This is a genomic window from Croceicoccus hydrothermalis (genome assembly GCF_022378335.1).
Lineage (GTDB): Bacteria > Pseudomonadota > Alphaproteobacteria > Sphingomonadales > Sphingomonadaceae > Croceicoccus > Croceicoccus hydrothermalis.
The window spans coordinates 18,926-42,608 of sequence record NZ_JAIQCI010000011.1 but is presented as its reverse complement, the minus strand read 5'-3'; the positions used below and the strand labels follow the sequence as shown (position 1 = coordinate 42,608).

The 23,683-nt window shown below is 61.5% G+C and carries 25 protein-coding genes and 1 pseudogene; 9 read left to right on the top strand and 17 right to left on the bottom strand.

Going from position 1 to position 23,683, the window contains the following annotated elements; genetic code table 11:
- The first annotated feature begins 63 nt into the window (after positions 1-63).
- Positions 64-849, top strand: coding sequence for a hypothetical protein (locus K4G67_RS08915; RefSeq protein WP_239806030.1), 786 nt, complete (start codon positions 64-66; stop codon positions 847-849).
- A gap of 402 nt (positions 850-1,251) precedes the next feature.
- Here K4G67_RS08915 and K4G67_RS08910 read toward each other — a convergent pair whose 3' ends face one another.
- Genes K4G67_RS08910 through K4G67_RS08900 form a run of 3 tightly spaced genes read right to left on the bottom strand, consistent with a single transcriptional unit; the run spans position 1,252 to position 3,584 of the window.
- Positions 1,252-1,875 (bottom strand): SOS response-associated peptidase, encoded by a 624-nt coding sequence (locus K4G67_RS08910; protein ID WP_275588807.1) that lies wholly within the window; start codon positions 1,873-1,875, stop codon positions 1,252-1,254.
- A gap of 9 nt (positions 1,876-1,884) precedes the next feature.
- Positions 1,885-3,165, bottom strand: a complete 1,281-nt coding sequence (locus K4G67_RS08905) for a Y-family DNA polymerase (RefSeq protein ID WP_239806028.1) — start codon at positions 3,163-3,165, stop codon at positions 1,885-1,887.
- The gene (locus K4G67_RS08900; protein ID WP_239806027.1) at positions 3,162-3,584 is read right to left on the bottom strand and encodes a LexA family protein; all 423 of its coding nucleotides are present in this window, start codon (positions 3,582-3,584) and stop codon (positions 3,162-3,164) included. The genes K4G67_RS08905 and K4G67_RS08900 overlap by 4 nt, the downstream gene beginning before the upstream one ends.
- Positions 3,585-3,751: 167 nt before the next feature.
- Here K4G67_RS08900 and K4G67_RS08895 point away from each other — a divergent pair, with 167 nt between their 5' ends.
- Both K4G67_RS08895 and K4G67_RS08890 read left to right on the top strand, forming a co-directional pair.
- Complete coding sequence (locus K4G67_RS08895; RefSeq protein ID WP_239806026.1) at positions 3,752-4,837, top strand: AAA family ATPase; 1,086 nt, start codon at positions 3,752-3,754, stop codon at positions 4,835-4,837.
- The gene (locus K4G67_RS08890) at positions 4,743-7,199 is read left to right on the top strand and encodes a S8 family peptidase (RefSeq protein WP_239806025.1); all 2,457 of its coding nucleotides are present in this window, start codon (positions 4,743-4,745) and stop codon (positions 7,197-7,199) included. The genes K4G67_RS08895 and K4G67_RS08890 overlap by 95 nt, the downstream gene beginning before the upstream one ends.
- 231 nt (positions 7,200-7,430) lie before the next feature.
- Here the strand turns inward: K4G67_RS08890 and K4G67_RS08885 are convergent, their stop codons facing one another.
- Positions 7,431-10,400: a Tn3 family transposase gene (locus K4G67_RS08885; protein WP_239806024.1), complete on the bottom strand. Its 2,970-nt coding sequence runs from the start codon at positions 10,398-10,400 to the stop codon at positions 7,431-7,433.
- Between the two features lie 173 nt (positions 10,401-10,573).
- Here K4G67_RS08885 and K4G67_RS08880 point away from each other — a divergent pair, with 173 nt between their 5' ends.
- On the top strand, positions 10,574-11,134 hold the full coding sequence (locus K4G67_RS08880; protein WP_017184234.1) for a recombinase family protein: 561 nt from the start codon (positions 10,574-10,576) through the stop codon (positions 11,132-11,134).
- A gap of 84 nt (positions 11,135-11,218) precedes the next feature.
- Here the strand turns inward: K4G67_RS08880 and K4G67_RS08875 are convergent, their stop codons facing one another.
- Complete coding sequence (locus tag K4G67_RS08875; protein ID WP_149864700.1) at positions 11,219-11,680, bottom strand: Cj0069 family protein; 462 nt, start codon at positions 11,678-11,680, stop codon at positions 11,219-11,221.
- A gap of 135 nt (positions 11,681-11,815) precedes the next feature.
- Between K4G67_RS08875 and K4G67_RS08870 the strand changes: the two genes are divergently transcribed.
- Entirely contained in the window at positions 11,816-13,072 is a 1,257-nt protein-coding gene (locus K4G67_RS08870) for an IS701 family transposase (protein WP_420830019.1), read from the top strand.
- 160 nt (positions 13,073-13,232) lie between these two features.
- Positions 13,233-14,014, top strand: a pseudogene (locus tag K4G67_RS17660) (IS5 family transposase).
- On the opposite strand, the gene K4G67_RS08860 reads toward K4G67_RS17660, so the two are convergent.
- The 4 genes from K4G67_RS08860 to K4G67_RS08845 form a co-directional block, all read right to left on the bottom strand.
- Positions 13,961-14,584, bottom strand: coding sequence for a Cj0069 family protein (locus tag K4G67_RS08860; RefSeq protein WP_160165733.1), 624 nt, complete (start codon positions 14,582-14,584; stop codon positions 13,961-13,963). The pseudogene K4G67_RS17660 and the gene K4G67_RS08860 sit on opposite strands and share 54 nt — an antisense overlap.
- A gap of 88 nt (positions 14,585-14,672) precedes the next feature.
- Positions 14,673-15,341 (bottom strand): superoxide dismutase, encoded by a 669-nt coding sequence (locus tag K4G67_RS08855; protein ID WP_017184236.1) that lies wholly within the window; start codon positions 15,339-15,341, stop codon positions 14,673-14,675.
- Between the two features lie 74 nt (positions 15,342-15,415).
- Positions 15,416-16,813 carry a chromate efflux transporter gene (gene chrA, locus K4G67_RS08850; protein WP_008603799.1) on the bottom strand — a complete coding sequence of 466 codons (1,398 nt, stop codon included), beginning with the start codon at positions 16,811-16,813 and terminating at the stop codon, positions 15,416-15,418.
- A 2-nt stretch (positions 16,814-16,815) separates the two neighbouring features.
- Complete coding sequence (locus tag K4G67_RS08845; protein ID WP_232307676.1) at positions 16,816-17,694, bottom strand: chromate resistance protein ChrB domain-containing protein; 879 nt, start codon at positions 17,692-17,694, stop codon at positions 16,816-16,818.
- A 240-nt stretch (positions 17,695-17,934) separates the two neighbouring features.
- Between K4G67_RS08845 and K4G67_RS08840 the strand changes: the two genes are divergently transcribed.
- The 3 genes from K4G67_RS08840 (at position 17,935) to K4G67_RS17760 (ending at position 19,628) form a co-directional block, all read left to right on the top strand.
- On the top strand, positions 17,935-18,825 hold the full coding sequence (locus tag K4G67_RS08840) for a DUF1259 domain-containing protein (RefSeq protein ID WP_008603797.1): 891 nt from the start codon (positions 17,935-17,937) through the stop codon (positions 18,823-18,825).
- 113 nt (positions 18,826-18,938) lie between these two features.
- Positions 18,939-19,226 carry a hypothetical protein gene (locus K4G67_RS08835; protein WP_008603796.1) on the top strand — a complete coding sequence of 96 codons (288 nt, stop codon included), beginning with the start codon at positions 18,939-18,941 and terminating at the stop codon, positions 19,224-19,226.
- A gap of 75 nt (positions 19,227-19,301) precedes the next feature.
- Entirely contained in the window at positions 19,302-19,628 is a 327-nt protein-coding gene (locus K4G67_RS17760) for a Rap1a/Tai family immunity protein (protein WP_420830018.1), read from the top strand.
- 112 nt (positions 19,629-19,740) lie between these two features.
- Here the strand turns inward: K4G67_RS17760 and K4G67_RS17525 are convergent, their stop codons facing one another.
- From K4G67_RS17525 to K4G67_RS08795, 8 genes are all read right to left on the bottom strand, one after another.
- Complete coding sequence (locus tag K4G67_RS17525; RefSeq protein WP_275588806.1) at positions 19,741-19,959, bottom strand: WGR domain-containing protein; 219 nt, start codon at positions 19,957-19,959, stop codon at positions 19,741-19,743.
- A gap of 92 nt (positions 19,960-20,051) precedes the next feature.
- The gene (locus K4G67_RS08825; RefSeq protein ID WP_239806023.1) at positions 20,052-20,741 is read right to left on the bottom strand and encodes a hypothetical protein; all 690 of its coding nucleotides are present in this window, start codon (positions 20,739-20,741) and stop codon (positions 20,052-20,054) included.
- Positions 20,742-20,857: 116 nt separating this feature from the next.
- Entirely contained in the window at positions 20,858-21,547 is a 690-nt protein-coding gene (locus tag K4G67_RS08820; protein WP_239806022.1) for a hypothetical protein, read from the bottom strand.
- 3 nt (positions 21,548-21,550) lie between these two features.
- Positions 21,551-21,847 carry a hypothetical protein gene (locus K4G67_RS08815; protein WP_239806021.1) on the bottom strand — a complete coding sequence of 99 codons (297 nt, stop codon included), beginning with the start codon at positions 21,845-21,847 and terminating at the stop codon, positions 21,551-21,553.
- A gap of 182 nt (positions 21,848-22,029) precedes the next feature.
- On the bottom strand, positions 22,030-22,395 hold the full coding sequence (locus K4G67_RS08810) for a hypothetical protein (protein WP_239806020.1): 366 nt from the start codon (positions 22,393-22,395) through the stop codon (positions 22,030-22,032).
- Positions 22,396-22,560: 165 nt separating this feature from the next.
- The gene (locus K4G67_RS08805) at positions 22,561-22,767 is read right to left on the bottom strand and encodes a hypothetical protein (RefSeq protein ID WP_239806019.1); all 207 of its coding nucleotides are present in this window, start codon (positions 22,765-22,767) and stop codon (positions 22,561-22,563) included.
- Between the two features lie 12 nt (positions 22,768-22,779).
- Positions 22,780-23,346 (bottom strand): DUF2726 domain-containing protein, encoded by a 567-nt coding sequence (locus K4G67_RS08800; protein ID WP_239806018.1) that lies wholly within the window; start codon positions 23,344-23,346, stop codon positions 22,780-22,782.
- Entirely contained in the window at positions 23,346-23,675 is a 330-nt protein-coding gene (locus K4G67_RS08795) for a hypothetical protein (RefSeq protein ID WP_239806017.1), read from the bottom strand. Before K4G67_RS08795 ends, K4G67_RS08800 begins: the two co-directional genes overlap by 1 nt.
- Positions 23,676-23,683: the final 8 nt, after the last annotated feature.

The following is a 23,683-nucleotide window of genomic DNA, read 5'->3' as shown; positions in this document are numbered from 1 at the left end:
GAGTACCTCTTTGCCCTACTTTACATGCGTCATTCAAGTTGGGGCTCGAAGGGAGCGTGCTAAATGAGTGTTGCCGAAGAGGCCGTTTCGCAAGATCGGTGGAGCGAACCTCCTAAGGGGGTGGAAATCCGGAGACGTCTTCTAACTGTCGTACTGAAGCGGGCAGCAGCGACCGCCGCTACTCTTTACTTCGTAGGGTTCACCAAGGCTCTCACCCTTAGTGCCGCAACGGGGATTCCGCTCGACGCTTTCCTCGGTTCGTTCGATCAGACAGTCGCGGCAGGCGCTCTTGGAACGATTAGTATTTGTCTCAACCTCCTGCGGGCTTTGGCCCCTTTGCCCTGGTGGCCAGTTGTTTTGGTCGTCGCTGCGATCGGGTATACGGCTCTCAAGTTTTTGTTTCGAAATCAGGAGCGCGAACACTTACGTACAGACTGGTCCGAAGAGGCGAGGGCGTTTTGGAACAGGATGAACTACCGCAGTCTCCACTGGCTTGATATTTTCACCGTCTTCGTGAGCGTTACGTTATTTTCCACCATACCTATGGGTATTGGCTTCGCCGCAGCGGGACTCCGACTTGGTGCAGTAGACGATCGTGTTGCCAGCGGGTGTGAAGCAGGCGAATGTGATACCTATCATCTTTCCAGCGGAGAAAACGCGACCGGAGTGCAGATTGCAGCCGACGCTGAGAACATCTATCTTGTTGGCGCGGATTCAATCGCGGTCGTGAAGCGCGCGGAGATTGTGACTATAAAGACCCGAGAATCCGAAATGCCAGAGCTATTTGGCGATGACGCGATCGTCGATCTCGGGATTACGCCTAATAATGGGCCACGCACACGCTTCTGAAGCAAGGTAATGTCAATGATTTTGGCGATCGTAGCAGCCGGAGCATTCTCCTGCACCCCTACCGCCGTTTATGACGGCGATGGACCGATATGGTGTGCGGAAGGGCCCAAGATCAGGCTTGCTGACGTTGCTGCTCGAGAAATCGACGGCACCTGCCGCCGCGGTCATCCCTGCCCTACAGCATCCGGAATTGATGCCCGTGACGCCCTTGTCGAGCTTTTGGGCGGCAGCAGGGGCACCTTGAGAAGTGGTCATATCCGCGTTCGCTATCCTGCTATGCGGTGCATTCAGCAAGGGACTAGCTACGACAGAGTGGTCGCCTCTTGCCGGTTGGCGGACGGCCGTGATCTCGGCGCAGCCTTGTTGCAGACCGGGACCGTCCTGCCCTGGAGATAGGCAGGTCTATTCGCTTGCAGGCTTTCCTTTGTTCGGATCTTGAGCGACGTTCATGAGCTGCGCCGGAAAGGGTTCTGCTAAATCTAAAGCATCCTCCATCTGGGCCGTCAGCCACTTCTCCTCGTCCTCATCGTGAAGGATGACGGGCATTGCCTTGGGGTGGATCGGCTCCACTACGCTGTTCGCTTCGGTGGTGAGGAAGGCGAAGACCGCCCCGTCCTCTGCCGGTCGCCACACTCCCGCGAAGCTGAAGATTGGCCGCGAAGGAAGGTCGAACCAGTAGAGCGGCTTGCCGCCCTTCGGACCTGGCCCGTATTCGCTGAAGGCCGTGACGGGGACCAGGCAGCGGCGCTCCGGATCCTTGAGCGCCGATCGCCAGAATTGCGATGTATAGTTGCGCACGTTCGTCACCGCTTTGGTAGTTCCTCCGCGCGGACCAGATACCTCTAGCGGGAAACCCCACTTCATGACGTCGAGTTTCCGCTCCCCGGCACTCTGCCGGACCACCCAGGCAGGCCGCTTCGGGAAGAGTTCGCCGCCGGGAAGCGTCAGGTCCTCGTCCAGCAGCGGCGCTCCATAGCGTTCGGCCAGGTCGCGATCGGACGCGCTCATTCTGTATCGGTTGCACATACAGCGATCCTAGCTGGTTGCTTTGACGATGGGCAACTCGTCTATTCGGGTCGTCCAGGCAGGTGATTTCATGTCGGCGCGCATCTTCCACGGCCGATCAAAGCCCTGCGAGCCAGGAACAGCCGTCATTCGGCCGAACTTTCCGTTGATCTGGTCGAGCGCGTGCATGAGGCGCACCTTGCGTTCGCGACCTTCTATATCCTCGAACAACGTGCGCGGACGTGACTCTTCGGAGACGAGCTGCTCGAGCATGACACCCGCTTTTGTGTATTCGTAGCCATCACGATAGGCACGTTCGACTGCTGCGCGGGCGGCGGCGATCAATTCGAAGCTGTCGCTGGTCATGGGCTGCAATGAGACGCCGCGCCCAACGGAGTGCTGCGGCCGATCTGGCTTGAAGCGGTTCGTGTGGAAGAACGCAGTCAGCCTGCCGGCGACCAGGCCGTGCGCGCGCAATTTCTCGCCGGCGCGCATGGCAAATTGCGAGACGGCGCCCATGAGATCCTCGAGAGACGTGACAGGCCGTCCGAACGATCGCGTCACAGCCATCCCCTTCTTTGCAGGAGCGACGAGCTCCACCACGTCCGCCTGCACACCATTCAGTTCCGCGACGAGACGCTCCAGAACCACCGTCCCCATTCCTCTCGCCTGCCTCAACGGCATGTCCCGCAGTTCTCCCGCCGTTGAGATGCCGAGACCGGCCAGTTTTCTCGCTGTCGCCGCCCCCACTCCCCACACATCCGCGACTTCAATGCGATCCATGACGTAGCGACGAATATGTTCGTCGCTCAGGTCCGCAACTCCGTGGAAAATTGGGTTCTTCTTCGCTGCTGCATTGCCCAGCTTCGCGAGCGTTTTCGTGGCTCCGATGCCGACGCAGGTCGGGATTGTGGTCCATTGGAGGATGTTGGCGCGCAGCTTCTGGCAATGGTCGACCAGATCGAGGTGTTCGAATCCGGTTAGATCGAGGAAGTTCTCGTCGATCGAGTAGATCTCGATGTCGCGGGCGAACGGCTCGGTCGCAGCGATGACGCGCCGCTGCATGTCCGCGTACAGCGTGTAATTGGAGGATCGGACGGCGATTCCGTGCCGCTTGATTTTGTCGGCGATCAAGTGAAGCGGATCGCCCATCTTGATGCCAAGGGATTTGGCTTCGTCGGAGCGTGCGACGGCGCATCCGTCGTTGTTTGAGGCTACGATCGTCGGAATGCCGCGGAGCGACAGGTCCATTACCCGCTCGGCCGAGACGTAGAACGAGTTGCAATCACACAGCGCAATGAGGCCGCTCATCGGTACTTGCGCGCGAGTCCGACCACCACGCCCCAAATCTCGACATATTCGTCGACGAGCGTGTGCGGATAGCCTTCGGCTTCGGGGATCAGCCAAAGTCGATCATCGAGCCGCTTGAGGCGCTTCAATGTTCGTTCCCCGTGCACGACTGCGACCACGATGTGGCCCGGTCGGGGTCGCTCTGCACGGCTCACCACCACCAGATCGCCGTCATTGATGGCGGCACCCGACATGGATGATCCTTGGACGCGCATGAGGTAGGATGCTGCGGGCTTCTCGATCAGCCAGCTGGTGATGTCGATCGGATCGTCTTCTTCGCCCTCTGCCGGGCTCGGGAAGCCGGCAGGCAGGCTGTTGAGTGCAACATGGTGCTGCGATGGAAGGTGGGTCCATTCAAGATCGACCAGGGAGACAGGCATCGGGTAAGCATCCTTTCAACGAAGGAGCTCTAGCCGATGTCGGAACAGAATGGGAACGAAAGAGCTTAGACCCTCTGCAATTTCGTGTTTTCAGCTGACGACCGTCGTGGCTTATCGCAGGCCGAATTAGGGGTGTATCGTTAGCAAATCCGCTATATACCTTTATAATGGCGTCAGCGCAGCAGCTCATAGGTCTCATCAAGAGCCACGCGGAGGGGGATTCCGATCGCTTCTTCGATCTCGCGATGCAGCTGTCAGCTGCAGAGGAGCAGAAGGGGCATAAGCGTCTGGCCGAGCAATTGCGCCAGTGGGCCGACGCCGGCCAGATGCCTAGGGCAGAAGCTCGAACGCCAAACCTCACTCCGATTGCAGCACCCCGCGGCGATCTGGCGCAGTTTTTGGTCGCCTCGTATCCCAGCGAAAGGCTGAATAGCGTCATTCTGCCGCCCCTCATCGGGGAGGAATTGGCTCACATCGTCGTCGAGACGAGGATGCGCGAGAAGCTTGAGGAAAAGGGGCTGAAGCCGCGACGGCGGATCCTGCTTTCTGGGCCGCCCGGAACCGGCAAAACAATGAGCGCGCACAGCCTGGCAGGCGAACTCCAGTTTCCTCTGTTTTCGGTGATGCTGCACGGGCTCATCACGAAATTCATGGGCGAAACCGCTCAGAAGCTCAAACTGGTGTTTGACGCGATTAAGACGACGCGCGGAGTTTACCTGTTTGACGAGATCGATGCTCTCGCGGCCGCGAGAGGCGACGGAAACGACGTCGGCGAAGCGCGTCGAGTCCTGAATTCGTTTCTTCAGTTTCTCGAGGAGGATACCGGACCATCGATCGTGGTCGCCACGACAAATCTTGCGGAGATCCTCGACCGAGCGGTCCTCCGGCGTTTTGACCTCGTTCTCTCCTATGAACTGCCAGACGCTGCATCCATCCGTGAGGCGCTCGAACGCCGTCTGATTGGCTTCTCTCTCTCGCGCTTGTCGTGGCGGAAGATCACCGATTGCGCTGCGGGCTTGTCGACTGCCGATGTCGTAGCAGCTGCTGAGGATGCTGCGCGTCGCGCCGTCCTCGGCGACAGAAACAGCATAACAACACTTGATCTGGTAAACTCGCTGGGGCGCCGTCGCTCGCTACAGGGGCTAGGAAGAGACGCGAATGCCACGAAACCTGAGTCACTTTCTTCTAAAAGATCTCGGAAGGGCATTCCCGTTTCGAACGAAGACGGGCGGCGGCGGCAAGAAGCCGAGTGATGTCCTCGATCGTGCTGGGCACGCTCAAGCTCTACTGCAAGCTCTCGATCGACTTCCTGATGTAACTGCCGGCGGTCTCCCGGGTGTTTATCTCGAGGTGTTGGGTCGGCCGAATGAGCCTTTGACCAAGGACAGCCTTGGCTCAAGCGGCATCGAGCTGCTGCGCACCGACACGAAGTCCAGTGATGAGGGCTCAACCGAGACGGCAACAGTTTTCGCGACAGCCAGGGGTGTCGAGAAGCTCCGGAAGAAAATCGCGGAGTTCGAGACGGAGAATACGAACGATAGGGAGAAGGACGGTGAGATAATTCCCGGCCGCCCTAAGAATGCCAATCTCGTACAGAGCCTCGCGGCGATCACCGAGGCCGGCTTGCGCGCTTTGTGGCGCGGACCGCAGACAAAGTTCCCTTCAGATAAGGGTGCAGTGCATTGGGAAATCTGGCTTGATCCCGACAAGGCAGAAGCCTTTGTGGCGAGTGCAGTCGACTATCATGTTGTAGTCAACACCGACCGCTTGCGATTTCCGGAAGATGTTGTCGTTGTCGGTTATGCAACACAAGAGCACCTCGCGCTCGCCGTGAGAAGACTTGGTGGGGTTCGCGCTTTGGCCGCACCTGCTGTAACCGCCGAATTCTTCGACGCTCTGGATGTTGTGGAACAAGCTGCCTGGGTTGAGGAGCTCGGCGACCGCACGAGCTATCTCGGCGCCTTGGACGGGGGCTATGTGACTTTGTTGGACACGGGCGTCAGTCGCGCCCATCCGCTAATTGCTCCTGTCTTGCCGGCACAGGACCGACATGCCGCTGACCCCGCCTGGGGTCTTGAAGACATAAAGGGTCATGGCACTCAACTTGCCGGCTTGGCGTTGTTCGGAGATCTCATTTCGGTTTTGTATACTGCAGAACCGGTCTTCGTTTCACACCGCCTTGAATCGGTGAAGCTTTTGCCTGACGCCGGGCGTAATCCCCATCACTTGCTAGGCGCTGTAACGCGCCAAGCGATTGATACAGTAGAACAGTCGGTTCGTCGGCGGACCTTCACCCTGGCCGTGACAACTGATGAGGACACGCCGCATGATGGCGCTCCAACCTCATGGTCAACCGAAGTTGATCAGCTTGCTGCAGGCGTCTCAGGCAAGCGGTCTGACCCGCGCCTGATTCTGGTTTCTGCGGGCAACACCAACAATTTCACCTTCACCGGCGGCCAATACCTGGATACTTGCGACCATGCTGACAACGAGCTAGAATCCCCGGCGCAGGCTTGGAACGTCATAAGCGTCGGCGCCTACACGGAAAAAACGATGGTGCCGGCGGACGAAGGTGTAGCTGCCGTTGCGCCCCACGGCGATTTGTCGCCAAGCTCACGGACAGCATCTTGGTCTTCCACCTGGCCGCTCAAACCCGATATCGTCCTTGAGGGCGGTAACTGGGCTGTCGGCGCTGCGCCGCCGCCGATGCGCCATGGTTATCTTTCCTTGCTCACGACCAACCATACATATCCGCAAAGATCATTCAGCTTTACTCACGATACGAGCGCCGCGACGGCGATCGCCGCAAAGCAGATAACAGAGCTTTGGTCGGACTATCCGCTGCTTTGGCCCGAAAGCGTGCGAGCGCTGTATGTTGGCTCTGCGCGGTGGACCCCGCAGATGCGATCACATCTGCCACCAAATCCTAATAAAGGAAGCTACGCCCGCCTGTTCCAGCGTTACGGTTATGGGGTCCCCGATCTCGAGAGAGCCCGCCGCAGCGCTTCAAACGCTCTCACCATGATCGTGCAGGACGTCATCACGCCTTATGGTATCTCAGCGGAGTCGGGAGATGACGTCCACAAAGAGATGCGCGTTTTCACTCTGCCCTGGCCGGTTGAAGAATTGCGGAAGCTTGGAACGGCGAACGTCACCCTTCGGGTCGCGCTCAGCTCCTTCGTCGCGCCTAATCCATCCGAGGCGTCTCGTGGTTCACGATACCGCTACGCATCACATAATCTTCGGTTCAAGCTGAACCGGGCTGGCGAAGGGGCGCAGCAGTTCATGGCGCGCATCAGCAAGGCAGTCGAGGCCGTCGGCCCCCAGGTCGAGGAAGATGACCTTTGGGAGTACGGTAGCGACCGGCGCGATGTTGGTTCTCTCCATATCGACCAACTTACTTGCAAAGCATCGGACCTTGCTCGTCGCAATCTCTTGGCCGTCCATCCGGTTGCCGGGTGGTGGAAGTCCAAATCGAGGCTACGCGAGGAAGAGCCTGAAGTGCGTTTTGCCCTGGTCGTAGAGATCGACGCCCATGGAATCGAAGCTGACCTCTATACTGAAATTGAGACGAGCGTAGCGACGATGAATGCAGCCCAGGTAATCACTATCTGATCGATTGTGGCGAACCGTCTAGCCGGGTCAGCGTACTTTTATGGCGTTGACGTATCACGGAGCCGGTAAGCGACCCCGATCCGCTTGTTTGCGCTGGCTCTGCGTCGCCGAACCGATGCAATCGATCGTTCCGCATCTGCGGTGTCTATGAAGCTTTCGCGCCTGCTCTGAGGCGTCACCTCAAGGTTTGTGCGCCAGACAACGATTTGGCGGACATAATGAGAACACTGGCTATGCCACGAGTTTGAGGCGGGCCATGGGATCGTTGAGGGTGCGGAACTCGCCAGGGGAGAGCCGGTTTGCCCTTTGCCACAGATAGTCGCCGGTCAAACTGATATGCACCCAGCCCATCGGCGAGAGATGGGCAAGCAGCGCATCATCGAAGGTGCCGCCGGATGATTGGAGATGCTGGGCGGCCCTGTCCATATAGACGGTGTTCCAGTAAGAAATCGCCGCGATCAGCAGATTGAGGCCCGATGCCCGATATTCCTGATTCTCGATCGAGCGATCGGTGAACCGCCCCTGTCGGTTGGTGTAGATCGCGGCGGCAAGGGTATGACGTGCTTCGCCTTTATTGAGGCCGGCCTGGCAGGCGCGACGCAAGTCGGGCTGTTCAAGCCAGTCGAGCGCAAATAGCGTCCGCTCGATGCGGCCGAGTTCGGCCAGCGCAAAATCCAGCCTGTTCTGGCGCTTGTAGGCGGCCAGCTTGCGCAGGATCGCGGAGGGCGCAACGGCTCCTTCCTTAATGGAGGCGACGATCCTGACGATGTCATCCCAATCGGCTTCGATCGCCGCCGTCTTGATCGTGCGGCCCATGAGGCTTTCGATGCCTTTGTAGGTCGAAGGCGCGGCGATCGAGCCGAGTTTCCGGTCGGCGATGTCGCGCAGACGGGGCACGAACCGGAAGCCGAGAAGATGGCAAAGGGCAAAGACATGGTCCGTCGCGCCGCCGGTATCAGTGTAATGCTCATGCAGCGGTAGCGCGCCGGCGCCGAGCATCAGGCCATCCAGCACGTAGGGGGCCTCGCCGGCGGTGGCCGACATGATCCGCGATCCGAACGAGGCAAAATGATCGGACAGGTGGGAGTAGATCTTCAGGCCCGGCTCGCTGCCATATTTCGCATTGATGTCGGCCGCCGCCGATCGGTTGCGGCCCGAGCGGAAGAACTGCCCATCGGAGGATGAACTAGTGCCGGCTCCCCAATGGCGCGTGAAAGGAAGATCATGGTGCGCGGCAACGATCATCCCCAACGCGGCCTGATAGTTTTCGGGCGACAAATACCAGTTGTGGGTCCAGGCAAGCTGGGCGTAGCTCACCCCGTCGCTGGCGTTGGCCATGCGCTCTAGACCCAGATTCGATCCATCAGCGAGAATGGCGGCGAGGATCGCGTGCGGGTTGTCATGCTCCTTGCCGGACCGAAGATCGCGAAATGCGCTCAGGAACCCGGTGCGCTCGGCCACCTCGACCAGGAGTTCGGTGATCCGCACGCGCGGAAGCAAGGCGTCGAGCCTGCGATCGAGAGCCTCCGCCTCGGGTGGAGTGATCGCCGGCATGGGTTGCAGCTTGAGCCGGTCGCGTTCGAGCGCCACGCCCGCGAGCCTGTTCGCCTTGAGTTGCTTGGCGAAACGGCGCAGCCGCCAGTCGAGCGTCCTTGCCCGCTCCTCCAGATAGGCGGCCGCATCGGTCTGGAATGGCAGGCTGTCGGCCACCTTATCGGCATCGCGTCGACTCAGCAAATAGGTGTCGAAGCGGCGATAATTGCGGGTTCCTTCGACCCATATGTCGCCGGCGCGCAACCGATCGCGCAGCGTGGCCATGATGGCCGTCTCGTATCGCCGGCGATCGACCTGGCCACCTTCGGTGATGAGGCGCTTCCACTGCCGGTTGGCGAATGGGAGCGGAACGCCCTCGGGCAGGCTGCGGGCCTTGCGGGCATTGGTATCGCGGATGACCTCGATGGCCTTGACCAGTTGCGATCCGCTCCCCGATGCCTTGAACGTGAATGTATCGAGGAAAGCCGGGCTGAACCGCCGCAGCGTCGCATAGCGACCAGTCGCCGCGACAAGCGCATCTTCGCCCGCCAGCTCGGCCAGCGCATCGACCTGCGATTTGGCTGCGACCAGTCTGTGCCAGCCTACCGCTTCGTCGATCAGTTCGAGCGGATTACCGCCATGTTCGACCGCCTCTCCCAGCGCGGCGATCGTCGCGCCGAACAGCCGCATAAGTTCGCCGACCGAGCGGATGCTGTCCTGATAGCGCCTTTCCCGCCCGCGCCGCGCCCGTGTGAACAGGCTTCCGACAAGCCTGTCTAACATCTGGATCGCACCATCGGCGAGCCTGGCATCGAGGTCGATGACCGCCGCGATCAGCGTCGCGCGGCGCCTGTTAAGGCTATAATCGGAGAGCAGGAACGCCGGCGCAACGCCACCTTCGCGCATGAACTGCGCGAACCGGAAGTCGGGGATTTTCGCGCCGATCGCCGGGTCGATGCCGATTCCGCGCACATAGCGTAGCCGTTCCAGCAGCCCGTTGATGTTCGCCGTGGTGGGCGCTTCCTCGAAATTGCGCAGCCAGGCCAGCGGCGTCATGCCGAAGTCGCTGTTGTTGACGATCAGATCATCGATCCGCGCCAGTTCGGCATGACCCAGGCTTTCGACAATGAGCGCCGCCGCGGCTTTGCGGGCGCGTGCCCTGCCGGCGAGGCCCGCACGTTCGAGCGTGTCTGCCGATGGAAGAATGAAGCGTTCCTGCTTCAGCCCCTCCATCAATGCGCGGACAATAGGTTCGCCCCGATCGGTCCGCTCCGCAGCTCTTGCGGCGAGATCGAGCGCGAGCGGTATATCCCCTCGCCGAAAAGGGTGTAGCCCCAGATGCCGTGCCGCAATGTCGGCATGATCGTTACGTGTTTGCGCGCGCTGGCCATAGTCGGCGAACGCATCAACATCGACGAAGAGCTGGGCGGCGAGATAGTGAAGGACCGCATCGGGGACGTCGACGTCGGGCTGCAAACCGAAGCCGGGATGCCGCATAAGCGCGATCTGCGTTGCCAGACCGAGGCGGTTGGCAGGGCGATAGCGGCGACCGACCAGTTCGAGATCCTCGGCGGCAAGGGTATAGTGGCCGACGATCGCGGTTTCGTCATGGGGGATATCGAACAGGCGACGCCTTTCTTCTCCGGTCAATAATCGCCGCCGCGCCATCCTGCCTCCATCCCGAGTCGAGAGCGACAGGCTAGCGTCAATCTGGAGTATAGCCTAACCGGACGTCAGGATGCAGCGGCGGTTTCTGTCAGGATAGGGTTATGGCAAGCATTTATTGACGCATGTTCCGCCGTGTCATAGAATTCAACCTGACATTTTGACCGGAGGCGGCGATGAAAGGCCAGAGGATCGGTTACGTCCGGGTGAGCACATTCGATCAGAATGTCGATCGCCAGTTGGACGGGCAGTCGCTCGACCGGATTTTCACCGACAAGGCATCGGGCAAGGACATCAACCGCCCCGAACTCGATGCCATGCTCGCCTTCGCCCGCGAGGGTGACACCGTCGTGGTCCACAGCATGGATCGATTGGCGCGTAATCTCGACGATCTGCGCAAACTGGTTCAGTCCCTCACCAAAAGAGGCGTCCGGATCGAGTTCGTGAAGGAAAGCCTGGCCTTCTCGGGCGAGGATTCCCCGATGGCCAACCTGATGCTCTCGGTCATGGGTGCGTTCGCCGAATTCGAGCGCGCCCTGATCCGGGAGCGGCAGCGCGAAGGCATTGCGGTCGCCAGACAACGCGGTGCTTATCGCGGGCGGAAACGTTCCCTCTCCGACGAAATGGTCGCCGAGCTGCACCGCCGTGTTGATGACGGCGAGCGCAAGGCCGTCATCGCCCGTGACCTGGGGATCAGTCGCGAAACCCTCTACCAGTATCTCCGCGCTGCCACCTGAGCCGGTTTCACCCAGCCTCGCTCACCCTTAGGCTTGTCTGATTGATACGACCAATGTCACGTCTCTTGAATTGCTTGAATCATATCAATGAGGATTGGAGGTCTCCTTCGTCAAACGAATGGCAAGAGCGCGACCGATTGCCGCTGCGGCGACTGGCTGGACGGCGCTTGGCGGAAATGGTGCAACCGAACTAGCATTGATCTCGCAAAGCGCATAGGAGCCATCGCTGATGGCTTCACCAGGGCGAAATAGGAAGTCGGCGTCCCAAAGAAGCGGAAGATCGTGGTCGACGATCGACAGCAACCTTTGCATCTCTGGAATCCAGCGATCCTCCATCGCTTTCCGTAAGGCTGCGAAGCGCGTCACCTCCGGTCCGAACATGGCGCGGCCCATCGGCTGTGGGGTTGACGACGTTGTATCAATGGCCGTTGGCGTCATCAGCGCAGTGATCAGGTTGTGCCCAAAGCCAACCACTCGGTGCCCGCACACGTAGCAGCGGACCATGCCCTCGGACGACTGCGGCTGATAAGCCTGATCGATCAGCACGCCGCCGTCGTTTAGAAACGGCACCCACCTTTCCAAGCACTCGGCTAGCACTACTTTGGCAGAAGAGTAATTTTTGGGATTCCCATGGCGCGGATTGCGTGATTCATGGGGAGCCAGCTTTGATGGAGGCTGGCGATGGACGAGGACTGGCAGGGGGATCTGGAGCGGTGGCTTGCCCCGTATCTGGAAGGTCTGGGCAACAAGACGCGGCGACGGATGTGCCCGGCCTATATCGCCGGTCTGATCGGGCCCGGTGATCGCAAGAGCATCCAGCCCATGGCAGCGCGCTCAGATGCGATCTCTTATGACCGGCTTCATCATTTCATCGGAGCCGGTCTGTGGGACAGCGCCCCACTGGAAGCGACCTTGTGGAACCAGGCGGATGAACTGGTTGGCGGTGATGGAGCCTGGTTGATTATTGACGACACCGCCCTGCCCAAGAAGGGCAAGGCTTCGGTTGGCGTCGCGCCCCAATACGCTACGGCGCTGGGCAAGAATGCGAACTGCCAGACACTGGTATCGGTGACACTGGCCTCGTGCGAAGTTCCCCTCATGCTGAGTTTGCGGTTGTTCCTGCCGGAAAGCTGGACGAGCGATACCGCACGCATGGACAAGGCGGGGGTGCCTGCCCCTTTGCAGGAATATCGCACCAAGCCCGAGATCGCGATCCAGGAGATCGATCGTATCATCGCTGCCGGGGTGCGCTTCGGCTGTGTGCTGGCCGATGCCGGTTACGGGCTATCCGCTCCATTCCGACAGGCGCTGAGCGCGCGTAACCTTTGCTGGGCGGTGGGCATCCCCCGGCACCAAAAGGTCTATCCAGCCGATGTACAACTGATCTTCCCGGTCGCTGGCCGCGGTCGCCCACGGGTGCGGCATGTGCCGGACGTCAAATCCATGGCCGCGCACGCGATGCTCGAAGGTGCGAAGTGGCGACAGGTCAGTTGGCGCAAAGGAACCAAGGGACGCCTGACGGCCCGCTTTGCGGCCATGCGCGTGCGTATTGCCAATGGTGCGCCTCAGCGGATCGGTTCTGCCGGGGCTCAGCACATGCCGGGCGAGGAAGCCTGGCTGGTGGGTGAGCATCGCTCGAATGGCGAGCGAAAATACTATCTCTCCAATCTGCCCGCTGACACCCCGATCAAGGCTCTAGCCGGCGCGATCAAGGCGCGCTGGGTCTGCGAACAAGCGCATCAGCAACTCAAGGAAGAACTCGGCCTCGACCACTTCGAAGGACGATCCTGGAACGGACTTCACCGCCATGCCCTGATGTCGATGATGGCTTACACCTTCTTGCAGTCCCGAAGGCTCGCTCAGGCGGGCCGGAAAAAAAAGAGTCCTCGGTCCGCCTCCTCACCCCACCTTGCCTGCAGTGCGCCAAGCCATCCTTGACCGTCTTTCTCGCTCACCGCCGGGGCATTGCCCTCACTGCGGATGTAACCTCATCAGACATCCCAACGAACTTCTGCCAACGTAGTGCTAGGCCCTGTTGACATAGTGGATTCCCAGCGGGTGTGATCTCTGATTCAAGGCTTCCTTTTTGGAGGTGGCTTTGGGTCGAGGCGACGTGTCGGACGAGGAATGGGCGGTCATCGGGGCGCTGCTTCCACCGGAGCGCGGCCGCAAGGCGCGGCCGTCGCATGACAACCGGCGGTTCCTGAACGGAATGCTGCACGTTCTGCGGGTAGGCTGCCCGTGGCGCGACATGCACGAGCGCTATGGCAAGTGGAACTCGGTCTACGTCCGGTTCCGGCGCTGGGCCGAGCAAGGCGTCTGGGACGCGATGCTGACGACGTTGGTCGATCTGGGGCTTACCGACGACTGGCAGCACATGATCGACAGCACGACCGTCCGCGGCCATTCTCAGGCAGCGGGCGCTAAAGGGGGACCTGCAAGGAGGGCTTTGGTCGAAGCCGCGGCGGCTTTACGAGCAAGATCCACGCCCGCTGTGACGGTCAGGGACGCCCTCTTGGCTTCGTCCTGACCGGGGGCGAGGTCTCGGATTACCGTGCCGTGCCAGCGCTGCTCGACATGCCCGTGCCCAAGCCTGACGCCTTGCTCGCCGACAAGGGCTATGATGGCGACGCCGTCCGCGAAGAGCTGCTGTGGCGCGGCATCCTGCCGATCATCCCGCCCAAGGCGAACCGCCGTAAGCCGGCGGCTTGCGACTTCCGGCGCTATCGGGACCGCAACCAGGTCGAGCGGCTGTTCAACCGCCTCAAGCAATCCCGCCGGATCGCCACGCGCTACGACAAAACCGCAACGTCCTTCCTCGGCTTCCTATGCCTCGCTTCCGCAAAGCTGTGGCTCACCCACTATGTCAACAGGGCCTAGGCTGATGCGCTCCGATTTGCTTCCTTGGCGGGCCTCTTGAACTTTCACCGACGTTTTCAAAGCCGGAGCGTTTCCCGCTTCGTCTAGTTGGACACGCCATACATTCCTGCCGCCGTTGCCGTAGTTCGGCTTCAGCACGCGCGGGCCTGCGGCAAGATGTTCGGGGAAACGAGCGCGAAGGCCTTCAGCGTCCACGTATCGATCGACATCGCTGCCCCATTCCATGGATCGCGTTGTGTAGAGCACTTCCTTGACGCCGATTTTGGCGATCACGTCAGGATGCGCGCTGACGACAACGCCGCACCCCGCGACTTCGCGCAGCATTGGATCGAGCTGCGAGCGGTCGCCTGAAATGTCCAACGGATTCACCCAGACCAGCACTGCGTCGCACGACAGCAGCTCGTCCCGAATCTCGCGAACCGCCTCGTCCCTGTACAGTACAGGCCTTGCGGTCGCCCCGAGCGCCCGCAAGGCCTGCATTATCGGCCACTGCCGGGCTTCATGAAAGCGATGCGTCCACTCGGCTGCTTTCCCACGCCAAAGAAGAGCGATGTTCGGGCCGGATGTCATTGTTGCATCTCCCCATCGGACCTGTCCCCTTTGTGGTCGCGAACTCAGGTGTCGCGCAGCAGTGGGTGTTAAGCCACGGCGGTCGGGTTCAGCCGCCGCCGCGCAAAGCCGCGGCATAGCGCCGGTCGACCACTTCCCAGTCGATGTTGCGGAAGAAGGCGTCGACATATTTGGCGGCGGCGGTGCCGTAATCCATGTGGAAACTGTGCTCGTACATATCGAGCGCGAGCAGCGGCACGCCGGCAATCGCACCGTGCATATGATCCCACGCCCAATGGTTGTGCAGCGAGCGCGTGTGGAGATTGTAGACGAGCACGCACCAGCCCGATCCGCCGGCAAGGCTCATCCCGGTACGGCGGAAGTCGGCTTCCCAGCGGTCGAACGAGCCGAACGCCGCGCCCAGCGCGTCGCGGATGGAACCGGCTGCCTGGCCGTTGCCGCCGAGCCCGTCGAAATAGACCTCATGGAGCACGACCGAGCCGGTGCGGTGCAGCTCCTCGCGCTTCAATCCGCCATAGACCACCGGCGGCAGGTCCGTGTCAGCGAGCGCGGCGGCAAGTCGTGTCTCGATCATATTCAGGGCCTTGACCGAGCCCGCATAATTGTTCTCGTGGTGCGATGTGATCAGCCTTTCGGAGAGGCCGTGAAGCCTGGCGGGATTGAACCTGAGCGGCTTGACCTGATGATTTCCGGCAAAGGCGGGGACAGCCGCCGGCGCTGCGGCCGGCGTCTGCGCAGAGGCTTCGTTGATAGTCATGGCGGCGGCTCCGATGCCAAGAGTTGCGATTGCACTGCGTCGGGAAAGATGGTCGATCGTCACGCGTCACTCCTTCAGATGATCATTACATATGCGGCCCCGAGGACCGAGCAGACGCCGAGCACCGGCAGCATGCCGGCCTTGAACCGGAACATGGCGAGTATCGCACCCACCGCGAGCGCCAGCGCCGGCCAGTTGACGGACGTTAGGACTGGGAGATCGATGGTGCCGGCTGCGAACGGCACTTCGCGGACTTGCTCGAACAGAGTGTGGATACCAAACCAGACCGCCAGATTGAGGATCACGCCGACCACTGCGGCGGTGATCGCCGAAAGCGCGGCCGACAATGCGCGGTTGCCGCGCAGCCGCTCGATGAATGGCGCGCCGGCGAAGATCCACAGGAAGCATGGCAGGAAGGTAACCCAGGTGGTGAGGATTGCGCCGAAGGTCGCGGCGACGAGCGGCGGCAGCCCGGTCGCTTCGCGGAAGGCCGCGAGGAAGCCGACGAACTGCGTCACCATGATCAGCGGCCCGGGCGTGGTCTCGGCCATGCCGAGCCCGTCGAGCATCTCGCCGGGCTGGAGCCAGCCATAGGTCTCGACTGCCTCCTGCGCGACATAGGCGAGCACCGCATAGGCGCCGCCGAAGGTCACCACCGCCATCTGGCTGAAGAAGGTGGCGATGCGGCTGAACACGTCGTCGGGGCCGAACGCGAACAGCAGCGCTGCGACCGGCCCGAGCCAGAGCAGCAGCAGGACGCCGGAGATGCGCAGCGACCAAGAGAGGTTCGGCCGGGCATGGTCGGGAAGGCCCTCGCCAAGAGCGGTGTCGCGGTCGTGGATTATCTCAGCGCCGGCGGGACCATGTCCGCCGCCGCCCTTGAATGCGGCGTAACCAGCGCGGCCACCGAAGAAGCCGATCAGCGCGGCGGCAAGCACGATCAGCGGGAAGGGCACGTCGAGCACGAAGATCGCGACGAACGCCAGCGCGGCAAAACCGCGCATGACGTTGTTCTTCAAGGCACGCGAACCCACCCGGACCACCGCCTGTAGCACCACCGCCAGCACGGCGGCCTTCAATCCGAAGAACAATCCCTCGACCAGCGCCACTTCGCCGAGCAGCACATAGACATAGCTGAGCCCTAAAATCGCGAGGAAGCCGGGCAGCACGAATAGCGCGCCCGCGACCAGGCCGCCCTTGGTCTTATGGAGCAACCAGCCAATATAGACAGCTAGCTGTTGCGCTTCAGGGCCGGGCAGCAGCATGCAATAGTTGAGCGCGTGGAGGAACCGCTCCTCGCCGATCCAGCGCTTCTCCTCGACCAGGATGCGATGCATCACCGCTATCTGGCCCGCCGGTCCGCCGAAGCTGAGCAGCGCGACCCTGATCCAGACGCGCACCGCCTCGCCAAAGCTGATGCCGTGCTCGTGCAGCGTCTCGACTGCGATTTCAGCGCGTGCGCTGGCCTCCATCTTTAGTCCTCTTTTCGCCGGGTGAAGTGAGCATAGAATCCGTCGAGCGCGGTCGATCCGCGCGCGATCCGCTCCTCGTCGTCGTCGGTGCCGGCACAGATGCCGGCGATAAGCGCGCTCACTCCCGGAGTTTCCGGGCGCTCGAACCGAGCATCGGCAATATCAAGGTCGTGAACAATTTCGCCGAGCGCCCGCAGCGCGGGGTCGGTCTCGAGACCGGTGAGGAACACCAAGGTCTCGAAGGAGCAGCGGTCGCCTTCGTGGGTGAACTCAGCGTCCGCCATGTCGAACCTCAGTTCGTCAGGCTCCGGCACATATCCTTTGCCCTCGACGAACTTGAAGCTCGCCTCGGGGTCGATGAAGCGGCGAATGAGCCAGGCGGACGCGATGCGATCGACATGGACATGGCGGCGCGTCACCCAAACGCGGCGCTTTAGCTCCGCCGGGGTCAGCTCGGGCGCACCGGGGCCGCTCACATCGGGATGTTGGTGAGAGCGGCGGTCCGCCTCGGTGATGGCGGCCTGTGCCGCCTGCCGACCATGCGCACCGAAAAAGTCGATCGCGGCGACCTCGTTCAGGCGTTTGCGCAGGCGGCCCACATCCGCCGCCGCGACATACTCGCCCTCACACAGCGCGCGCGCCTCGCGTGCCAACTCCTCATAGTCGGCGTCACGCGCAGCGTCGAACACTCCGCGCAGCTCCGCATCGCCCATGCCGCCGACAAGGCGCGCTTCGAGGATCAGCGCCTCGCCGCCATTTTCGGTGATCTCGCGATGCAGTTCTTCGAACAGCGCGCGCGTGTCCTCGCGATTGGGGAGCGCATGGACGGCGTTCTTGAGCGGCGCGGCCCCGATCGCCTGCAAACGCCGCCAGACCTTCACCCGCAAATAGGCAGGCTTAGCCGGAAGCTGCGGGATCAGGAGCAACCAAGGGGAAGCTTGTGTGTTTGTCATAGTTGTATCGTCACTAGCCTACAAGTGTAAGGGTTGCATCACAAGCCTCATGAGCATAGGACTGCTTATCCCGAAGAAAGAAACCGGAGCGCAATGTCGCGGCTCGCCGGCGGCGCGCTCGCATGACGTGAGGCTTTCCGTGTCGAGTGCGCTGATGAAGGATCAATTATGCTGAAAAAGACCATCGCCTTGGGATTCGCCAGCCTCCTGCTGGCAAGCCCGGCATGGGCAGCGCCGGACTGGTCGGCTGTCGACCGGGCGATAGGACGAGCGGGGGCCGAACAGCCGGGGGGCGTTCACCGCTACAGCTTCCCGCGTTCGGACCTGAGCGTCACGCTGGATGGGGTGACGATCAAGCCCTCCCTCGCGCTCGGCTCTTGGGCGGCGTTTCAGCCGATGGGCGACGAGGCGATGGTGATGGGCGATCTCGTGCTGACTCACGACGAGGTGAACCCCGTTTTGAGCCGCCTGCTCGCAAGCGGTTTTACGATCACCGCGCTCCACAATCACCTGCTCCGCTCTTCGCCTGCGACCATGTACATGCACATTGCCGGCCACGGCGACCCGGTGAAGCTCGCGGCCGCGCTCCGGCAAGCGCTATCAGCCAGTCGGACCCCGCTCGCCGCGCCGCAATCGCCTTCGGCCAGCGCAGCCGCATCGCGGCTCGACCTCGATGTGGCCGCGCTCAACCGGTTGATGGGCGGTGAGGGCAAGACGGCCGGTGGCATCCTCCAATACAGCTTTCCGCGCGCCGAGCGGCTGATGGACGGCGATATGGAGACTCCGCCGACGATGGGCACGGCGACCGCGATCAACTTTCAGCCAACCGGGGACGGCCGAGCCGCCATCACCGGCGATTTCGTACTTGTCGCAAACGAGGTCGATCCGGTCCTGCGCGTGCTGCGGACGAACGGGATCGAGGTCACGGCGCTGCATAATCATATGCTAAACGACGAGCCGCGGCTGTTCTTCATGCACTTCTGGGCCAACGACGACGCAGCCAAGCTCGCCCGTGGGCTGCGCGCGGCGCTCGACAGGATGAACAATCAGAGGAGTTGAACTCGGACGACGGCTCATTGGGCCGTAACCGCCGCCCGCCCGACCCCACGGCCCTTATGCAGGAAGTGGAATGGAACATGGCTAGCAAACGAACTCTCACTGTTGTCGCAGGCGTGGGCGCGGCCGCGCTGGCGATCGCGGGCGTGGCGATCGCGCAAAACCACGAGGCGAACGAAAACCGGATAATCGGCAAGCACAGCGAACGAGACATCCCGCTTGCTCAGGTGCCCGAGGCCGCGATGAACGCGGCACGCGCGCAACTCGCGTCAATAAGCAAAGCGGAGCAAGTCACCCGAAAGGCGGACGGAAGCACGCTCTATGAAATCAAGGGCAAGAACAGCGACGGAAAGACGATCGAACTGTTCGTCACGCCCGAAGGCCAGGTGCTCGGCCGCGAATGATGGATCAGCACGGGGCGCCGGCCGTCGAGGGCCGTGCGCCCCTTCCGAAATGATACTGCGGAATAGGAGACGAAAATGCGGCCAAGGCGATGGATATTGTTATGCGCCGCTTTGGCCGCCCTGCCTGATAGTGCGATCGGCCAAACCGAACACGCGTCGGCGACGGGCTCGGCGTTGTTCGTAAGCTGTCAAGCGAATGAGCCGCGATGCGGCGCTTACCTCCAAGGCGTGCTCGACATGATGATCGTCGCGCGAAAAGCGGAATGCCGCGCTCCACGCTATGACCGATCGGCGCTGCGCGCGGCATATTTACGCTGGGCGGAGCAGAATAGCTATTTTATGAGTGTTCATATGGTGGCCGGAGCTGAACGCTCGTTAGCGAAGGCTTGGCCATGTCAGTAGCATCGTACCCCGCGGCGTAGCCTGCCCGGCGGCTGCCTTTGAGGGCAGGCGGAGCGTCCGCCTGGCGGTGAATTCCGCCAGCTCAACGATCCCATGTCGCGCCTCAAGCTCGCTAATTAGCCGATGTTCGCATTATGTCTGCCAAATCGTTGTCTGGCGCACAAACCTTGAGGTGACGCCTCTGACCGACGGACCCGATCCGCCCCCATTGGCGCTCGACGATCGTCCAGCCAAACAGGTCCATGCTGACACTAAGGTGGTATTCTCGCGCGATATTACGCTCGGGATCCTGAGCCCGCCAATGTTCCTGGTACTCGTCTCGATCATCCATGGGTTAAGCCTGCAAGCTGTCGCTTCGCCGGTCCAACGCATAGAGTGAATCAATCTACGCCGACTTATCGGTCAGATGAATCAACAACATGGTCAGTCCTCAACCTTCTCCGCATCGCTCGGCATAATTTGATACTCTTCCTCCCATGGCTCGCCGGTAAAGGCCGGTTGGCCCTCGACATAGTCGATTTCAGCGTTCGTCTGGCGATCGACGGTGCGGAGCAGATCCATGATCGTCTTGTTCGTCCAGTCGCCGGGGTCTCCGACCACGGCGCCGGCAATGAGCCTTCCGAGCCGCCGACTTAAGCCTCCGCCTTTATCTTCCGTGTCGATCGCGTACACGTCGAGATGATAGCCTTCGGTGTAAGGGAACAGGCACATGGTGAGCCGCAGGTGCTGTGAGCCGCGCAAGCGGCGCTGAGCGTTGGAAATCCAAACGGCGCCGTCACACTCGACTTGCTTCAGCTGCGCGGTTTGAGCTGAGCCGAGCAAAGCTCCAAAGGCACCGAGCCGACCGTCAGCGAACGGATCCTTCAGCTCGAATGTACCCGGCGTCGCTGGCGGTGCGCCTCGGATCAGCGGCGTAATAGTCTGCGAGTCCGACACGTTGATGTTCATTCCATCGGTCAATGCACGGATAATTGCTTGCCGGTCAGCTTGAGTCTTGATGTCGAAGATGTGGTAAAGTTCACGCGTGCGCTCGGCTTGTTGTCCTTGCGCAGGGGTAGATGTGGTAATCGCAAGCAGAGCGATGACCATCAGGGTCTTCAGTTTTCGGGGCATGGTTCGTCTCCAGTTTGGTTTAACCGCATGTTTTGAGTGAGGGGCCGCTCCTCGGCCGTCCGAGGGTCGTTGATCGGTTTGTCCGCGGATCTTTACGCCGCTTTCCTTTTCTCATGTCAGTTGCCCTCCAGATCTGGTGAGCGCCGATTGGTCTTGGTCTCGAGGTTACCGTTAAAGCGCCGGCGCAGATCTATGATGTGGCCCTCCTCGGGGCCGAAGGTCATGAGCTCCTTGCTGTCCTCCACCACGGTGTTGAACCCGAACAGCTGCTCTTCGCCGTACCAGGTGTCCCCTTCGATAAGGCGGAGGGTCCAGGTGCCGTGGGGCGCCAGGACGGCAGCCATTTCGTTCATTCGAACGAAGGTCATGAACACGGGGACGCCGTCTGATGCGACCAGCTGCACGACCGCGTTGTGATCGCCGGCAGCTATCGTAAATCGGGCCGTGCCCCCGCGCGCTTGGCGACCACGCACTTTGAATTCGCCGCTTTCGGGAAATGCCTGACCGGTTTCGAAGTCGGGCAGGTAGCCGTGCCTGCGGACGTCCTGAAACACCGGGAGGCCCTTAGCGACAAGCACAGCGGCAAATGCGACGGCCAGAACTGGTCCAGGTGTCAGGAACCGGCTGCTGTTCGAGGTCTTCCGGCGTCGGCGACCGGTGATCCGCTCCCGCTGGAGTTCGAGGCTTTCCTCGTGATTCCACCGACCGCTTCCATAGTTGAATCTGTGTTTTTTAGCGTCGAAGGCCCCGCCTTGTAGTCTTTTGCGGGTGCGTTCTCGCATGTAATCTCTGTCGTCGATGCCCATGGCTCAGCTCATCATGAGAAGCCCGACCGCTCCGAGCGCGATCGAGGCACCGCCGAAGAGGGTCTTGGCAATGGATATGCGTTTCGCAGTGCGATCGCTGCGGATCTTACGCCGGACGCGATCAATTCCCGATTCCAGGCCCGACGTTCCATCCCAGACGTCGATCGTGCCCCACACGAGGAGCGCGATGGAGACGACATTGGCAAATGCGAGCGGGGTCATCCGCGCCAATCCGAACGCAACGACGGCACCTCCGACAACCGGCAAGAGGATGACCTTCGCCACATCGACGACGCTCAAGATTCTGTAGCGCGCGTGTCGGAGAGACGCCGGGAACAGGATGAGGGGGCGCCGGCACGACGTGCAGGTCGTTGCCGGCGCTCCGGGCGGCCAGAACGGCATAAAGTCGCCGCAGAAAGCGCATCTCGGCCGGGCTTGTGTGTTGGCTCTCATCCGAGTGTTACCTCCGGGCGTCCCCACGTTCAGGCCGCCGTTTTCCCGTCTGCGCGTTCTTCACAGTCCACGCATTCGGCTTTCTGCGCCACTTTCGGGCACTGCGTGCAGACACCATGCGCATCGAGGCAATCGTCGCCGTGGTCGCACGGCTCCCGGTGCTCCGCGGCATAGTTGCGCATCTGATGCGCCATCCCGGAATGGGGTGCAGGCGCCATTGCGTGCTTCTTGGCTTCGATATCGCGCGCGAGGGCCTGGCGAGCCTTGAGGACGGCTTCGTCCTGTGTGGGAGCCGCATCGTGCGTCTCGCACTCCTTACCTTGGCAGCTTTGCGCTGCTGCCGGTGTTGCCGCCAGTGCCAGAGGAAGCGCCAGCGCGGTCATGAGGTATTTCATCGCATCGGTCCTTTGTGGTTGGAGTTCAGGGATGAGGCGCTGCCTGTTTGGTTGCACCTCAGCGCTCCGAAGCATGGTGGGCGTCCCATGGCGCACCCCCATCGCTGGTGCCGGGCGGGTATTCGACCGGCTCGAAGATTGTGATTTGGGCATCGGCTTGGCTGTTCAGCGCCAAAAGCCATCGCGGCGACCGCCATGATTGTCGTCGTAGCGGCTGTCGTTTCCTCGCGCGCCCTTGCGGAGGCCGACGTCCACGCCGTCGGCAGTGTCGCGGAAATGGAGGTCACGCGGGTCGATATTGTTGCGTCTTGCCCAGTCCTCGGCGGCACCGCGATCGCCGAATTTGCCTAGTTCATCGTAGCTGAAAGCCATGTTCGTTCTCCTTCATGCTGCTTGGGTTGGACGCCGGCCGATCGCCGGCAGTCCGGGGTTGGAAGAGTCTGCCCCGAGCGCGTTCCCGATATGTCGGCGCACCGATTCAGCCGTGGGGCGTTCGGAGGCAGGGGGGCGCACGGTGGTATAGCCCGCGCGGGTCGTCAGTCGGTCGCGGTCCTGGTCACTGCGGCGGTTGTGGGTCGCGTCGTCGAGCTCGATGAGCATCAGAATTCGTCCCGTGGCACGCTCCTCCTCTACGAAATCGACGCGCTTGCTGCAGAAGCGGTTGAAGGTTTTGAAGTAGGTGGAGCGGTCCAAACCTTTGCGCGGCTTCATCAAGGCGCCCATCGAGACTTGCGCATGAACCCGCGTCCCGGGCAGGGCGGCTTCGATATGGGCGATCGCGCGGCGCTCGGCATTGGTCATGAGCGGCTTGGCCGTGACCGGCAGTCCGCCAATTGCGCGCTTGTCGCGCTTGAGAATGGCGACGAGGAAGGCCAGCGCTGCGATGATCGCGAGAAACGGGATCGCGCTGACCAATCCGTCGGCGGACGCCAGGAAAACCTGCGCTGCCATCACACCGCGACCAGCGCTTTCGCCTGCCGGCGACGTTGGATTGGCCAAAGTGCCTTGGCGAAGAGATGCACGAAGGCGACCGCCAGGCTGCCGACCATCACGGCAACGAAGATGCACATGCCGAGCGCAACCAGATCGGCGATGATATGCTGCTGCAGGATGGCATTGCGCATGTCGGCACAGCCCTGCACCCCGTCGCGACCAAGATCGCAGACGGCGAAAGTGTCGCCGGCAATGCGCGCGGAGAGGTGGTCGAGACCGGCCGCGTGGACGATCGTTTCCAGGTTGGACAAATCGGACTGTAGCGTGGTTTGAGGGACAGTGTTCATGGCCGGCT

Bases quoted from the DNA above. Each gene is read 5' to 3' on its own strand.
- K4G67_RS08915 (WP_239806030.1), top strand. From the start codon at position 64: ATGAGTGTTGCCGAAGAGGCCGTTTCGCAAGATCGGTGGAGCGAACCT.
- K4G67_RS08910 (WP_275588807.1), bottom strand. From the start codon at position 1,875: ATGTGCAACCGATACAGAATGAGCGCGTCCGATCGCGACCTGGCCGAA.
- K4G67_RS08905 (WP_239806028.1), bottom strand. From the start codon at position 3,165: ATGAGCGGCCTCATTGCGCTGTGTGATTGCAACTCGTTCTACGTCTCG.
- K4G67_RS08900 (WP_239806027.1), bottom strand. From the start codon at position 3,584: ATGCCTGTCTCCCTGGTCGATCTTGAATGGACCCACCTTCCATCGCAG.
- K4G67_RS08895 (WP_239806026.1), top strand. From the start codon at position 3,752: ATGGCGTCAGCGCAGCAGCTCATAGGTCTCATCAAGAGCCACGCGGAG.
- K4G67_RS08890 (WP_239806025.1), top strand. From the start codon at position 4,743: ATGCCACGAAACCTGAGTCACTTTCTTCTAAAAGATCTCGGAAGGGCA.
- K4G67_RS08885 (WP_239806024.1), bottom strand. From the start codon at position 10,400: ATGGCGCGGCGGCGATTATTGACCGGAGAAGAAAGGCGTCGCCTGTTC.
- K4G67_RS08880 (WP_017184234.1), top strand. From the start codon at position 10,574: ATGAAAGGCCAGAGGATCGGTTACGTCCGGGTGAGCACATTCGATCAG.
- K4G67_RS08870 (WP_420830019.1), top strand. From the start codon at position 11,816: ATGGACGAGGACTGGCAGGGGGATCTGGAGCGGTGGCTTGCCCCGTAT.
- K4G67_RS08860 (WP_160165733.1), bottom strand. From the start codon at position 14,584: ATGACATCCGGCCCGAACATCGCTCTTCTTTGGCGTGGGAAAGCAGCC.
- K4G67_RS08855 (WP_017184236.1), bottom strand. From the start codon at position 15,341: ATGACTATCAACGAAGCCTCTGCGCAGACGCCGGCCGCAGCGCCGGCG.
- chrA (WP_008603799.1), bottom strand. From the start codon at position 16,813: ATGGAGGCCAGCGCACGCGCTGAAATCGCAGTCGAGACGCTGCACGAG.
- K4G67_RS08840 (WP_008603797.1), top strand. From the start codon at position 17,935: ATGCTGAAAAAGACCATCGCCTTGGGATTCGCCAGCCTCCTGCTGGCA.
- K4G67_RS17760 (WP_420830018.1), top strand. From the start codon at position 19,302: ATGCGGCCAAGGCGATGGATATTGTTATGCGCCGCTTTGGCCGCCCTG.
- K4G67_RS17525 (WP_275588806.1), bottom strand. From the start codon at position 19,959: ATGGATGATCGAGACGAGTACCAGGAACATTGGCGGGCTCAGGATCCC.
- K4G67_RS08825 (WP_239806023.1), bottom strand. From the start codon at position 20,741: ATGCCCCGAAAACTGAAGACCCTGATGGTCATCGCTCTGCTTGCGATT.
- K4G67_RS08820 (WP_239806022.1), bottom strand. From the start codon at position 21,547: ATGGGCATCGACGACAGAGATTACATGCGAGAACGCACCCGCAAAAGA.
- K4G67_RS08810 (WP_239806020.1), bottom strand. From the start codon at position 22,395: ATGAAATACCTCATGACCGCGCTGGCGCTTCCTCTGGCACTGGCGGCA.
- K4G67_RS08805 (WP_239806019.1), bottom strand. From the start codon at position 22,767: ATGGCTTTCAGCTACGATGAACTAGGCAAATTCGGCGATCGCGGTGCC.
- K4G67_RS08800 (WP_239806018.1), bottom strand. From the start codon at position 23,346: ATGGCAGCGCAGGTTTTCCTGGCGTCCGCCGACGGATTGGTCAGCGCG.
- K4G67_RS08795 (WP_239806017.1), bottom strand. From the start codon at position 23,675: ATGAACACTGTCCCTCAAACCACGCTACAGTCCGATTTGTCCAACCTG.